This is a genomic window from Pantoea sp. X-Soil-TKNS-1211, assembly GCF_059730495.1.
Window position 1 is genome coordinate 1,822,114 of sequence record NZ_AP035953.1, and the last position, 13,262, is coordinate 1,835,375.

General features: G+C 54.7%; 14 protein-coding genes and 2 pseudogenes. 7 read left to right on the plus strand and 9 right to left on the minus strand.

Features of this window, described 5'->3' with window-relative positions; translation table 11 throughout:
* Positions 1-87 precede the first annotated feature (87 nt).
* Positions 88-822 carry a flagellar brake protein gene (locus tag AC6I8W_RS08765; protein ID WP_497837817.1) on the minus strand — a complete coding sequence of 245 codons (735 nt, stop codon included), beginning with the start codon at positions 820-822 and terminating at the stop codon, positions 88-90.
* Positions 823-1,005: 183 nt separating this feature from the next.
* Between AC6I8W_RS08765 and AC6I8W_RS08770 the strand changes: the two genes are divergently transcribed.
* Together AC6I8W_RS08770 and AC6I8W_RS08775 are read left to right on the plus strand one after the other, a co-directional pair.
* On the plus strand, positions 1,006-1,254 hold the full coding sequence (locus AC6I8W_RS08770) for a GlsB/YeaQ/YmgE family stress response membrane protein (protein ID WP_497837818.1): 249 nt from the start codon (positions 1,006-1,008) through the stop codon (positions 1,252-1,254).
* A 346-nt stretch (positions 1,255-1,600) separates the two neighbouring features.
* A pseudogene (locus AC6I8W_RS08775) lies at positions 1,601-1,720 on the plus strand (AraC family transcriptional regulator); the annotation flags it as partial.
* A gap of 96 nt (positions 1,721-1,816) precedes the next feature.
* On the opposite strand, the gene bamE reads toward AC6I8W_RS08775, so the two are convergent.
* Together bamE and AC6I8W_RS08785 are read right to left on the minus strand one after the other, a co-directional pair.
* Positions 1,817-2,164: an outer membrane protein assembly factor BamE domain-containing protein gene (gene bamE / locus AC6I8W_RS08780; RefSeq protein ID WP_497837819.1), complete on the minus strand. Its 348-nt coding sequence runs from the start codon at positions 2,162-2,164 to the stop codon at positions 1,817-1,819.
* Complete coding sequence (locus AC6I8W_RS08785; protein ID WP_497837820.1) at positions 2,161-2,682, minus strand: hypothetical protein; 522 nt, start codon at positions 2,680-2,682, stop codon at positions 2,161-2,163. Before AC6I8W_RS08785 ends, bamE begins: the two co-directional genes overlap by 4 nt.
* A 328-nt stretch (positions 2,683-3,010) precedes the next feature.
* Between AC6I8W_RS08785 and AC6I8W_RS08790 the strand changes: the two genes are divergently transcribed.
* Positions 3,011-3,316 carry an SDR family NAD(P)-dependent oxidoreductase gene (locus tag AC6I8W_RS08790; RefSeq protein ID WP_497837821.1) on the plus strand — a complete coding sequence of 102 codons (306 nt, stop codon included), beginning with the start codon at positions 3,011-3,013 and terminating at the stop codon, positions 3,314-3,316.
* Positions 3,317-3,395: 79 nt separating this feature from the next.
* On the opposite strand, the gene AC6I8W_RS08795 is transcribed toward AC6I8W_RS08790, so the two are convergent.
* Together AC6I8W_RS08795 and treA are read right to left on the minus strand one after the other, a co-directional pair.
* Complete coding sequence (locus AC6I8W_RS08795; protein WP_497837822.1) at positions 3,396-5,495, minus strand: TonB-dependent siderophore receptor; 2,100 nt, start codon at positions 5,493-5,495, stop codon at positions 3,396-3,398.
* A 231-nt stretch (positions 5,496-5,726) separates the two neighbouring features.
* Positions 5,727-7,409, minus strand: coding sequence for an alpha,alpha-trehalase TreA (gene treA, locus AC6I8W_RS08800; RefSeq protein ID WP_497837823.1), 1,683 nt, complete (start codon positions 7,407-7,409; stop codon positions 5,727-5,729).
* Between the two features lie 207 nt (positions 7,410-7,616).
* Between treA and ghrA the strand changes: the two genes are divergently transcribed.
* A complete protein-coding gene (ghrA, locus tag AC6I8W_RS08805; protein WP_497837824.1) occupies positions 7,617-8,555 on the plus strand; it encodes a glyoxylate/hydroxypyruvate reductase GhrA in 939 nt (312 codons plus the stop codon).
* 47 nt (positions 8,556-8,602) lie between these two features.
* On the plus strand, positions 8,603-9,340 hold the full coding sequence (locus AC6I8W_RS08810) for a phosphatase (RefSeq protein WP_497837825.1): 738 nt from the start codon (positions 8,603-8,605) through the stop codon (positions 9,338-9,340).
* 68 nt (positions 9,341-9,408) lie between these two features.
* Here the strand turns inward: AC6I8W_RS08810 and AC6I8W_RS08815 are convergent, their stop codons facing one another.
* A complete protein-coding gene (locus AC6I8W_RS08815) occupies positions 9,409-9,774 on the minus strand; it encodes a helix-turn-helix domain-containing protein (RefSeq protein WP_497837826.1) in 366 nt (121 codons plus the stop codon).
* Positions 9,775-9,843: 69 nt separating this feature from the next.
* Entirely contained in the window at positions 9,844-10,104 is a 261-nt protein-coding gene (locus tag AC6I8W_RS08820) for a type II toxin-antitoxin system RelE family toxin (protein WP_497837827.1), read from the minus strand.
* A 165-nt stretch (positions 10,105-10,269) separates the two neighbouring features.
* On the opposite strand from AC6I8W_RS08820, the pseudogene AC6I8W_RS08825 reads away from it, so the two are divergent.
* Both AC6I8W_RS08825 and AC6I8W_RS08830 read left to right on the plus strand, forming a co-directional pair.
* Positions 10,270-10,377 (plus strand): annotated as a pseudogene (locus AC6I8W_RS08825) (phosphatase); the annotation flags it as partial.
* A gap of 28 nt (positions 10,378-10,405) precedes the next feature.
* Entirely contained in the window at positions 10,406-10,966 is a 561-nt protein-coding gene (locus tag AC6I8W_RS08830; RefSeq protein WP_497837828.1) for a TorD/DmsD family molecular chaperone, read from the plus strand.
* Position 10,967: 1 nt separating this feature from the next.
* Here the strand turns inward: AC6I8W_RS08830 and AC6I8W_RS08835 are convergent, their stop codons facing one another.
* Together AC6I8W_RS08835 and AC6I8W_RS08840 are read right to left on the minus strand one after the other, a co-directional pair.
* Positions 10,968-12,332, minus strand: a complete 1,365-nt coding sequence (locus AC6I8W_RS08835) for a CoA transferase (RefSeq protein ID WP_497837829.1) — start codon at positions 12,330-12,332, stop codon at positions 10,968-10,970.
* 31 nt (positions 12,333-12,363) lie between these two features.
* Positions 12,364-13,248: a DMT family transporter gene (locus AC6I8W_RS08840; RefSeq protein ID WP_497837830.1), complete on the minus strand. Its 885-nt coding sequence runs from the start codon at positions 13,246-13,248 to the stop codon at positions 12,364-12,366.
* Positions 13,249-13,262: the final 14 nt, after the last annotated feature.

Below are 13,262 nucleotides of genomic sequence, written 5' to 3' on the forward strand. Positions count from 1 at the left end.
GCGGCGCGATTTATCGAGCGGGTTTTACTGGCAGCGCGTATAAAATTGCGCGATAAATCTCGCCGCTACGATTTATCGCGCATGTTGTTACTGAAACCTATTCGCCTTATCGCGTGCCAGACGTTCCAGCGCAAAGATCACCTGCTGTAGCTGACGTTCCTGCACTGGCTCGATGGCGGTAAAGCGGAAACTTAAACGCGGTGTCACGCGGGTTTCATTCTTACTGGTGATGGTGCTGCGTTCACCGATATGCAGCAACTGAGCCGTCACCTCAAACTGGCCATATTCGCCCAGTTCCACCCGCAGTTTCTTAAAGGTATCACCGCGATTCAGACCTTCGGGTAGTTTCTCATCCACCAGCACGCCAATGCCGCCCAGCGAGAGATCCTGCAAGCGAAAACGGGCCTGGTGGCCGTCCGGCCATTCACTGTGACACCAGAATACCGGCTCCATCGGGGCGTTAACGCGGAAAAACTCACGACGTTGAATTTGCCACACCAGTTCCGGCAGGGAGGCGGCAAAGGCAGGCAGACCTTCATGGTCCACTTTCTGTAAACCGCTCAGGCTGAACTCGACTTTTGCCCCCTGAGTTTCGGCGGCGATGTTGATTTCACCACTCTGCAACGCCAGCTCATTATCCTGGCTATTGCTACCCAGATCGAAAATCACCTGGTCTTCATCTGCCGCCAGCATGCGGCTGATAAATTGCCCGCGCGAGAAGTTCACCATTAGCGGGGTCTGAAAACGTAACAGATCCTTCATTACATTCAGAACAGCCAATGTACCTCGTTTAATATATTGTTCTTTATCGGGTTCTCTCACGTCCTGCTCCACTTTCCGATCATGACTAACACGCGTGCGCGGCTTTCCGTCAATTATCGGTAAATGATAAAAAAGCTTTAACCGACTCTCTATTATTTCCCGTTGCGTTTGTGCAGCAGGTCAAAAAATTCCGACTATACTTAGCGCTGTGAACACCTTGATTAATAAAGTAAGGAGCAACAAATGGGTATTCTTTCATGGATTATTTTTGGCCTGATTGCCGGGATTGTCGCTAAATGGATTATGCCGGGTAAAGACGGCGGCGGATTCATTATGACCGTGGTTCTCGGCATAGTGGGTGCGGTGGTAGGTGGCTGGGTCAGTACCCTGTTTGGCTTTGGTAAGGTGGACGGATTCAACTTCGGCAGCTTCGTGGTGGCGGTGATTGGTGCCATTCTGGTGCTGTGGATTTACCGTAAAGTGCGCACGTAACCCATCCGATTTCCCTGAAACCCGCCATCTGGCAGCAGATGGCGGGTTTTTTTATTTTCCACGCTTACGCTGGCGCATTTTGCAGAGGATCTGGCGTTTTTTGCCAGTCACCTCTGTGAACTGTCAGCGTTATACTGAAAAAATGAAACGTACCCAAACTTTTGCACTGGATATCGGGTGGCAACCGCTGCTCAGAGACATGGGGATTTCCGCACAACGCCTCGCGAAGTATAAGCCGCTAGTTGCCCCGATGAGCCTGGTGGTGGACGTCGGTAAACAGGGCGAGTTGACGGTAGCACCGCGTTGGCTTGAGCCAGGCGATGTCCCGGACTCATTGCAAGTGGCGGAGATCGCTTTTCTCCTCGGCTTTGACGATCCCAACTCTTTTTATCGTGCATTCCACGACTGGACCGGGCAAAAGCCTGATGGTGTCTGTGGTGCAATGCGTTTGAACGGAAGTTCCTGAACATGCGGTGTATACCGTTATGGGACAACGTAAAGAAAAATACGCTAATGGTAGAGCGTGAATCACAATCTGGCAGGCAATACGCCTGCCGATAAATCACTTCTCGGTATAATCCATTTTACTGACTACGCCAGCGTCATTAAATTCTAACAACAGCAGTTGATCTCTGTCCCTGATTATCGGGATGAAGAAATAGAGGCGGCGATCCACTACTTTTGAGGCATAAATCCAGGTGTTGGCGGTTTTAAATTCCTTTGGTGTAGCAGGCGTGCCGAGTAATAGCAGCACATCTTTTTTGGTGGATTTGCCCGTAACGATACTCTCCCGGATGACCTTCTCTGAGTAATTATTCAAATCAGAAGAACGTGTTCGGTCCACATTCGCCATACAACCGCTCAACGCAATTGAACTCAACGCTAACAGGAGGAAATGTTTAATTTTCACTTAATATCGCCTTCGTAATAAATGCCCATGTCAGCGTCATATTTAATTTCTTTGGCATAAATGACGCAATAACCGGACTTATCTGCGTAGCTGTAATGGACCTCATACAACGCGTTTTTCTTCGGCGTGATGTTAAGATTTACACTGCAACCACCGTATAAGGAGTGATGAATGGTTGTGACACGGTCAGGGAGTAACGTCGTTTCGAAAAAGGTGTCGCTGTAATCTTTATTTTTCAGTTTTGGAAATCCCAGATCCCTGGTATTTCCCATCAGAATATTAACGTATGCACTATGTTCCTGAACCCATCCTCCGGTTTCCTTACCGTCGCTATCTTTTTGATACAAGGCATAGCTCATCGGTGCACCCATCAACCGAATTTTAGCGACATCTGGAGTGTTTGCAGGGGGAACATACAGTGCAGGTTTCGGGAAATAGGTATTACAGCCAGCGAATAACAAACTCACAGATAACACAACCGCTTTACCTGCACCATTCCTGATCATTAAAGGATTCATTATTGTTTATTTCCTTGCGGTATTTGTTTTTGTGTTGTTCATTCCGAGCAGAGCAATATTAACTTCTGTTCCTTTCATCCATCTTCTCCTTTCCAGTCCAGAAAATAATATCGGCAGTATTCTCCTGTTCTTCAGGGCAAAATGACCAGTTCAATAACGTGAACGTCGCATTGTTGCTTTACCAGGATCAAATCATTGGCGCTTTTTGCAAGCGCGTTGGCGCATCTCGCCAGATAAATCCCTTCATCCATTGCCTACACTCTCTCGTAAATAAAGCGGCTAAATCCTGGCCGCTAAGCTCCTGAATTTTCGTGTAAGGAAATCTGTTATGAACTCCAAAGTTGCTCTCGTCACAGGCGCCTCTTCCGGCATCGGTGAAGCGACCGTGCATCGTCTCAAAGCCCTGGGTTTCACGGTTTACGCTGCCGCACGCCGTGTCGAACGGATGCACAATCTGGCCGATAATGGTGTCCATGTGCTGGCGATGGATATGACAAATGATGATTTCATGCAGGCAGGCATCACTGACATTATTGCCAGATCAGGGCGCATCGACGTATTAGTCAATAACGCCGGGTATGGCTCCTATGGCGCGGTAGAAGATGTGTCGCTGATTGTCCGAGCGCATTTTTGACCGATTGATGCGGCTGGCGACCGGGGTAGTGCGCTAATTCAGGCCGCATCTGATGATTTCATCAGATGCGGTTGATGCGTTAGAAATCGTAGCCAATCGTTGCTGTCACGGTGCGTTCTGCGCCGCGATAGCAATAGCCGGTGCCATAACAGGCGGCGAGATATTTGCGATCCGTCAGGTTATTACCGCTCACCTGCAACCATGCCCCTTTCAGGCTGCTGCTCCATGTGGCCAAATCGGCCCTTACCGATGCATCAAACAAGGTCACCGACGGCAAACGCGTGGTGTTTTCGTTATCCGCCCACTGCTTACCAATGTAACGCACGCCAGCCCCGGCGCTCAGACCATAGTCGAACTGATAATGCCCCCAGAACGATGCCATGCTGTTGGGGGTGACATACGGCGTATGGCCGTCGTTGCCATCGACGGAGTCTTTAAAGCGCAGATGGTTCAACGTATACCCGGCAATGGTGCTGAAACGCGGGGTGAGCTGGTTACGCGCTTCCAGCTCGATACCCTGTGAATGGACCTTGCCTGATGGCGTGTAGGTGCCGGAAATCACATCACGGTTGGCGACATCGTTCTGCGTCAGGTCGTACACCGCAATCGAGTACATGTCGCGTGTGCCAACCGGCTGGTATTTCACCCCGGCTTCGTATTGTTCTGAGGTGGTGGGTTTCAGCTGGTTGCCATCAGGGTCGGTGAGCGAGGCAGGGGTAATCGCCTGGCTCCAGCTGACATACGGGGAGACACCATTATCGAAGGCATACAGCAGGGCTGCGCGGCCGCTGACGTGATCATCCTGGCGGCGACTGGTGCCATTCTCCGAGACGATGCGGTCGTAGCGGCCAGACAGATCGAGGTGCCAGCGGTCCAGTTGCAGCTCATCCTGCAAATACAAGCCGGTCTGGTAGTAGCGACGCGTCTCTGCCGCCCAGTCGAAGTCCGGCATGCTGCCCACCGCTGCTCCGGTCCACGGATTGAGTGAGCTGGCGTAGTCGCTGGCACTCAGAATATCGTTCTTATAACGATGATATTCCGCCCCCAGCGTGACGCGATGCTGCACGGCTCCGGTAGCGAAATCGGCCTGCAACTGATTATCAGTGGCCCACGCTGACAGCGAGGAGCGTTCGCCTGAATAATAGCGTGTCAGCAGGTCTGGGTTAGTCGCATCCCAGCCAATCTGGTAGACCTGATCAAGATCGACATTCGAGTGGCTGTAACTGCCGGTGGAGTGCACTGACCACACCTCATTGAAGCGATGAGAAAAGTCATAGCTGTAGATCTGCTCGTGGCGCTTGAACTGATCGAGCGCGCTATCGCCTTCATAGAAACTGTCACTCAGCTTGCGGCCATTGTGGCTGTACAGCGTGCCTTCGGCTGGCACCGAACCGTGATAGCCGCCGGAAGGATCTTTTTGCAGATAAGCGCGCAGGATCAGGCTGGTATCGTCATCGGGTTGCCACATCAGCTGCGGTGAAATGGCGTACTTCTCTTCGCGGGTGTGATCGTATTGGGTATCGCTGTTTCGGGTGATTCCGGTGAGGCGAAATGCCCACTGATCGTTAATCGCGTTGGTGTAATCAAAGGCGGCGCTGTTGGTGGCGTTGGTGCCAGTCGACAGGCGGAAATGTCCCTCTTCGGCGAACTGTGGTCGTTTGCTCACCATATTCACCAGGCCGCCGGGCACCGTCTGACCATATAAAGCAGAAGAGGGACCTTTGATGATATCAATCCGGTCGAGGAACCAGGGATCCACTTGCAGGATATTAAAGCTGCCACCGTCGCTCATCACGCGCAGGCCATCAAGGAAGGTGTTATCCACGTCGCCGCCGTGGAAACCGCGCAGTGAGATGGTGTCGTAGCGGGTCGCCGCCCCACCAAAGTTGGTGAACACACCTGGCGTGTAATTTAACGCCTGATTGAGATCGGTGGCCCCCTGGTCTTCCATTTGCTGGCGTGTCACCACCGAAATCGACTGTGGCGTGGTGATCAGCGGCTGATCGGTTTTACTTGCGCCGCTGCTGCGCGTCGCCAGATAACCTTCGGTCGGTGAGGTGGCACTCTCCTGTGGCTGGGCGGTTACCACCAGCGAATCTTCAGCAAAACTGATGCCGGGTAACGCCAGGGCCAGCGCGCATAGCACGCGGCAACGATTAAGAGTAAACAGGCAGGTCATCTTAGTTCCTTCGAAAGATAAGGATAATAATAATGGTTATAAGAGTGAGAATTATTATCTTTTCGATGAATGGGTTTCAAGATGTAAATGAAGGTTTGATTAACATATCATTTCGTAGCGGCGCGATTTATCGCGCGGGTTTTACCGACAGCGATCACGGAAATGCGCGATAAATCGCGCCGCTACCATGAATCAGTAGCCGGATCGGGCGATCCGGCCGGGAGAGGGGAATCAGGGGTGCGTCGCGGTCAGCGTGGGCATATTCGGGATATCACGTGCGCTATTACAGGTTTTATCCTTTGGACAATATTTGTCGAGCAGCATCAGGGTCACACCGTTGGTCCAGCCGAAACCGTCCTGCAACGGATACTCGCCACCGCCACCACCGCCCAGCTTCGCGCCTTCCACCACGTATTTCTCGACCAGTTTGTGCTCCCTGTCATAGGTCATCTGTACATTTTGCAGAAAGCGCTGACCAATCTGCTGTGCCAACTGCGGCTGCTTATAATGTTCCAGTCCGGTCACGGCGACCCACTGCAACGGTGCCCAGCCGTTGGGCGCGTCCCACTGCTGGCCGTTATTGACGGTGGTGGTGACCAGCCCTCCGGGTTTCAGCAGCTGTTTCTCTACTGCCGTCGCCGTACGTTCTGCCTGCTTATCGCTGGCGAGTTGCATATAGAGCGGGAACAATGTTGCTGCCGTGAGCTGCGGCTGCACCTGCTTTTTCTGCCAGTTATAGTCAGCGTACCAACCCTGCTGTTCATTCCACAGATAACGATTGATCGCCGCCTGACGGGTTTCCGCTTTGGTGGCAAACTGCTGTGCCTGATCGTTGTGATGCGCCAGCTTCTCGGCTTTAGATAAGGTCTGTTCCAGATGGAACAGCAAGCTATTCAGATCCACCGGGACCAGTTCTGTAGTGCGGATGGTGGCCAGATTGTGTGCATCGGTAAACCAACGTGAGCTGAAGTCCCAACCCGAGGCCGCTCCGGCGCGCAAATCGCGGTATACCTGCGCCTTATCGCGTGACGTGGCTTTCTTCGCGGTATTCACGTCATCCAGCCAGGATTCGGTGCGCGGCACATCGCGTGCGTCCCAGTAGCGGTTGAGCAGCGTGCCGTCGCTCAGTTTAACCACCCGCTTGCTGGCCTGACCGGCTGCCACCTTGTCACTGTCCGCCATCCAGTAGTCATACTCTTTTTGCAACTGGGGTAAATATTTGGTGTAGACGCTGTCGCCGTTGTGGGTCGCCAGCAAATCGACCATCAGACTAAAAAACGGCGGCTGAGAGCGGCTCAGATAGTAGCTGCGGTTGCCGTTGGGGATATGTCCGAAACGATCAAGCTCGGAGGCGAAGTTATCCACCATGTCCTGCACCCGGTCCCAGTGGCCGCTTTCTGCCAGGCCGAGCATGGTGAAGTAACTATCCCAGTAATACACCTCACGGAAACGGCCACCGGGCACCACATAGGGTTTTGGCAGCGGCAGCAGAGAATCGTACTGGCTGGTCTGGGGTGTGGAGCGCGTCAGTACCGGCCACAGGCCATCAATATGGGCACGCAGGCTCTGACCGGCAGGTGGTACGTATTTATCCTGTTCTTTAGGCAGGATGAAGTTGGCATCGACGAAATGTTTCAGGTCAAAGTTGCGCTGGCTTTTCTGCATCTGCCAGTCGGCGAGAATCGATGAGGGATTATATTTCGGCACCGCATCGGCAAAGGTTTTCTGGTCCGGATAAAATTTGGCTTGCTGCACGGCGTTAAACAGCGGTCCGAGACGGATATCCGGTGGCTGCGGCTGATTGTTGAGCATACGGCCGTTATCTTCGGCATGGACTACGGCACTCCCCATCAGCAGGGCGGTGCTGAGCAACAGGCGCAGATGCCCTGATGTAAATATGACATTTTTTATCATCGGTTTTTCTCCTTGTCCGAAAAGGTGGTGCGCTAACGCATTGACCACCCAAACAACTTTAGTCGCTATCACCGGGCTTAGCCGCCTGCGGCACAGGAAATGTGAAGCACCCGGAATTAATCACGGAAGAAATTGCATTCGCGCTAAGGTTTTTGCTTGCCCTGCGGCGCTATTTCCCTGAGGCTGAAAGAAAAAAAGGAGAGCAGTATGGAGATTATCTGGTATCACCCGTCGATGGACCCCGAGAGCTGGCTCAGCGGGTTACGTCAGCGCTTGCCGCAGGCGCAGGTACGTCGCTGGCAGCCCGGCGATAGTGCACCGGCGGATTATGCCGTGGTGCGTTCACCGCCGGTGGAGATGCTGCGTGGACGTGCGTTAAAAGGCGTGTTTGCGATGGGTGCAGGCGTGGACGAGATTTTGCAGCAGCTGCGCCAGCATCCGGAAATGCTGGCGGCTGACGTGCCGCTGTTCCGGCTGGAAGACACCGGCATGGCACGTCAGATGCAGGAATATGCCACCTGGTGCGTGCTCGGCTGGTTCCGTCGTTTCGCCGACTATCAGCGCCAGCAGCAACAGGCGCACTGGCAGCAGCTCAAACCGCACACGCGCGAAAATTTCACCATTGGGATCCTTGGCGCAGGCGTGTTGGGCAGCAGCGTGGCGCAGAGCCTGCTCCAGTGGGACTTTCCGGTGCGTTGCTGGAGCCGTTCAGCGAAAACCCTCGACGGGGTGACCACTTTCCATGGACGCGACCAACTGTCCGCGTTTCTCGATGGCACCCAGGTGTTGATTGACCTGCTACCCACTACAGCCGAAACCACCAACCTGATTGATCGCCAGTTGCTCGGAGGCCTGCCGCAAGAGGCGTATTTCCTCAATATTGCGCGGGGTGCCCATGTGGTAGAAGACGATTTGCTGGCGGCACTGAACAGCGGTCAACTGGCGGCGGCAGCCCTGGATGTGTTCCAGACCGAGCCGCTACCGGCGCATCATCCGCTCTGGTCTCATCCGCATGTCACAATCACGCCACATAATGCGGCCATCACCTTACCGTCTGAGGCGATGGATTATATTGCCGGTGCCATACTTGAGCTGGAGCAGGGGCAACAACCCTCCGGACGGGTGGATCGTCAGCGCGGTTATTAATTTACGTTGCTGCCTGCACATTGCGGGCGGCCTGTCAGGAGAATCCGATGTATCCCGTTGATTTACATATGCATACCGTTGCCAGTACCCATGCCTATAGTACGTTGCATGACTATGTAGCTCAGGCCAAACAAAATGGTTTGAAGCTGTTTGCGATTACCGATCATGGCCCGGATATGGCCGATGCACCACACTACTGGCACTTTGTTAACATGCGTATCTGGCCGCGTGTCATCGATGGTGTTGGCGTACTGCGTGGTATTGAAGCCAATATCAAAAACCAGCAGGGCGAGATTGATTGCAGCGGCCCGATGCTGGATGCGCTGGATCTGATCGTCGCCGGTTTTCATGAGCCGGTGTATGCCCCGCGCGACAAAACACATCACACTGAAGCGATGATCGCCACGATGGCGGGCGGCCGGGTGCATATCATCAGCCATCCCGGCAACCCGAAATTCCCGGTGGATATCCGTGCGATTGCGGAAGCGGCAGCCCATTATGATGTGGCGCTGGAGCTTAACAACTCGTCGTTCACCCATTCCCGTCCGGGCAGCGAACCTAACTGTCGCGCGATCGCCGAAGCGGTCCGTGATGCCGGTGGGCGTCTGGCGTTTGGCTCGGACTCCCACACGGCGTTTACACTCGGTAACTTTGAACATTGCCTGCGCATCGCCCGTGAGGTGGATTTTCCGGAAGATCGCGTGTTAAATGTCACGCCGCGCCGCCTGCTCGATTTTCTCGAACAGCGTACCGGCAAACATATTGCCGAACTGGCGGATTTTTAAACTTTTTTGCCTTAGCGGACGTGATGGCATGTAAGGGCAGGCCACCCGGCAAAGGTGGCCTTTTGGCTTTAAAGCACTAATTGTTCCGGGCGGCATCCGTAGAGTTTTGCCAGCCGCTCTCTGGTTTTCTTCTGGGGTTTACTCTCTTTCCGTTCCAGCTGAGAAATCGCACTTTGCGTCGTGCCCAGTTTTTCAGCCACATCATATTGTGAAAGGCCGCTATGAACACGCCATGCAGCCTGCAAACTGATGTCCTGATCGATCATGATGTTCACAACATCGTTTGGGATGGTTTCATCATCCGCTTCGCCAGCAACGATGGGTATGGACTCCCATTCGCCTTCAGCGTCCGCGAGAAGTTTTTCGTATTCTGAAACAGGCAGTACAACGAATTGTGGTTTTCCTGCTTCATCATAGATGTACTGTTTTGACATAGTTTATCCGGGTTGCCACACGTCGTAGTAAATGTCATGGAGCATAGCGGCGGGTTGCCCCGCCTTGTATCAGTAGGTTCTGGTGGTTCTGCGTTTCACTTCCTGAATCGTTATCACTACCGGTTCACCATTAATCAATTCAAAGATTATCCTGTAATCCCCAACACGCAATCTGTACTGGCTGTTGCGATCCTGCAACCGCTTGATATCAAGCGGCACCGCAGGGAAGGATACTAACTGATTGGTCTTTTCTTTGATGGCTTTCTGGTAACGGCTATCGATTTTGGTGAGCTGCTTCAATGCATACTTCGACCAAATCACTTCAACCATTATGCCCCCAATTCCTTAAGAACATATCCCGACAGGGATGATTAGATAATAAGCTTTTTATCTTATTAATGACAATTTTTTTATTGATATCTAATCACCAGGAAAATGACTGACTTCGGAACCGTTTGTTGGCTAAACTTGGCTGTTTCGGAACATGACAGGTGTGAAGTGGATTTTCCGGAAGATCGCGTGTTAAATGTCACGCCGCGCCGCCTGCTCGATTTTCTCGAACAGCGTACCGGCAAACATATTGCCGAACTGGCGGATTTTTAAACTTTTTTGCCTCAAGGAATTCTGTTGCATGAATGAGTTTTCCATTCTCTGCCGTGTCATCGGCTCGCTGTTCAACCGTCAGCCGCAGGACCCGCTGCTGGTGCCGCTGTTCACCCTGCTGCGTGAGGGTAAATTACAGGCACAATGGCCTCTGGAGCAGGATGAGCTGCTAAACCGGTTGCAGCAGAACGGCGATCCGCAGGCGCTGGCTACTGACTACAACGCGTTATTTGTCGGTAGCGATTGCAGCGTGCCGCCCTATGCCTCGCAGTGGCCGAAGGGTGCCACGGAAGCGGACGTGCGCGCCTTTCTTAGCTCGCGCGGCATGCCGCTGAGTGATGCACCTGCCGATCATTTTGGTGTACTGCTGCTGGCGGCATCCTGGCTGGAAGATCAGTCGGCAGAAGATGAGTCGGCGGCACAGATCGCGTTGTTTGATGATTACCTGCTGCCGTGGTGCGGCACCTTCCTCGGCAAAGTGGAAGCGCACGCCAGCACCGCGTTTTACCGTACGCTGGCGATGCTGAGCCGCGAAGCGATTCAGGCGATGCGTGACGAGCTGGCGGAAGAAGAAGGCGACGCGGAGTAACTTACCAGCCTGCTGCGCTGCTGCCGAGCGGCACGCCTGGCGTGGCGCACAACTGTGGTGTGCCGGGCAGGTAAGATGCCGCGCGCAGTCGTGCACCAATCCCCCAATGGGTTACCTCCAGCGCAGGCTGCACATCATCAGGATGTGGTGTGATCCCGCTCTGCGTGCCTGCGGGGGCAAAACCGTGCTGCTGCAGCAGTAGGGCAGTGCGCGCCAGCGACAGACGTGCCTGCCAACCCGTGCCATGCAGGCGGCGCTGACGCAATCCTTCCAGCACTGCCGCCGCCAGCATATAGCCGGTGGCGTGATCCAGCGCCTGCACAGGCAAAGGTGTGGGTTTGGCGCTGCCGCTCCACGCCATTCCCTGATGCGCAATGCCGCAGCCCATCTGCACCAGACTGTCGAACCCACGGCGGTTACGCCACGGGCCACTCCAGCCCCAGGCATTCAGGCTAACATCCACCAGGCCCGGCGCGAGCTGCTGGCGGGTGTTGGCATCCAGTCCGAGCTTCTCCAGCGCGTCGGCGCGATACCCGTGCACCAGCACATCTGCCTGACTGAGCAAATCACGCAGCTGTGCCAGTCCGGCAGCGTTTTTTAGATCCAACCGTGCACAGCGTTTGCCGCTGGTGATCTCCTCTTCCAGCGTGGGTTCCTGCCAGCCAGGTGGATCGATACGCAGCACCTCGGCACCAAGGCTGGCGAGAAAACGGGTAGCGACCGGGCCAGCGATGATGCGTGTCAGATCCAGCACACGGATGCCCCGCAAGGGGCGTGCTACGCTCAGCGGCCAGGCGGGAATTGCCCCGGCAGCAGTGGCCTGTTGCGCGAACAACGGTTCCTGGCTTACGGCGATCCCTTGTGGATGCTGCTGCCACTGCGCAACGCTGCGCATCTGCGACGCGCAACCACCGGCATCGACCACCGCCTGCTCCAGCATCTCTGCTGACCAGTTCTGTACCTCAGCCGCCAGTGCCGCACGATCGGGATAAACGCCAAGGACCTTTTCCATTGCCTGGCGGTGATGTGAGGCGTTGGTATGCAGACGAATCCAGCCATCGCGCGTTGCATAGTCGCCAGCGAATGGATCCCACAGCGCTGCCGGAGGGCGATTAAGCGGCATAAAACTGTGCTGGAACCAGCGCGAGGCCAGGCGAACATTGACGTTTACCGGGGCCGGGCGCTCCAGCAGCTCGCTCAGCGCCTGGGTCGCCAGCCCAATGCTGGTGGCCGCCAGTTCGCTGACGGCGTAGGCGCAGGGGAAGGTGTCGGGCTGGGAAAAGGTCAGTGGCGGCGGGGTGTCGCCTGGGCCACGTAATCCTGACCACATTTGTTGCCAGAGTGTGGCAGCGAGGGAGTAATCCATGCGAAGCCTCCGGGTTGATTGCGCGCGGATCTTAGCGGCGTCGCAGGCGGGGAAAACGCGCATGCATCCGCAGATTGCGCAGGTTAATCACCGCAATTGCCGTGCCCAGCACCACCAGTGACGCGCCGAGAATTTTAAAACTGTTCATGCTATCGCCCAGTACCACCACGCCCATCAGCACCGCCAGCACTGGAGTGAGCAGTGAGTAGGGCATGATCAGATTGACGTTGTACTTCTTCAACAGCGCGTACCACAGGGTGTAAGCGATAATCGATGAAGCGAGGGCGCTGTAAAGAATCGCGAACCAACCGCGCCAACCGGCATGGCCCAGCGCGTAGAATTGTTGCGATTCAGTCAGCCAGGATGCGGTTCCCACAATCGGCACGGCCAGAAACGAAATCCAGCCGGTCAGGGTCAGAGGTTTGATCGGTGGCGATTTTTTCACAATCATATTGCTCACCGCCCAACCGGTGGCGCTGCACAGCAGGATACACAGCACCCACCAGGCCGGAATGGTCGGACTACCGGAGAGTACCACCACCCCACTTAGTGAAATCGCGATACCCAGCAATTGCACCAGACGCAGCTTCTCTTTCAGCACCACCATTGCCAGCAGCATGGCAATCGGCGTACCGAGCTGCACCACTATCGCGCCGGTGCCCGCATCAGTGTAGCGCATGCCGACAAACAGCAGCGAGAAATGCATAAAACCAAAGGTGAAGGCCAGCACCACTAGCCAAGGTAGTTGCTCACGGGTGATGCGGCAGAAGGGGATCAAGATCATCGCCACCACCACAAAACGCATCCAGGTCAGAAACAACGGCGGAAGCTCCAGCAATCCCCACTTTATCGCCACGTTGTTGAAGGCCCAGATGGCAACCACCAGCAGGACCAGAAAAAAATGCCGCACAGCCACAATGTCATCCTTCA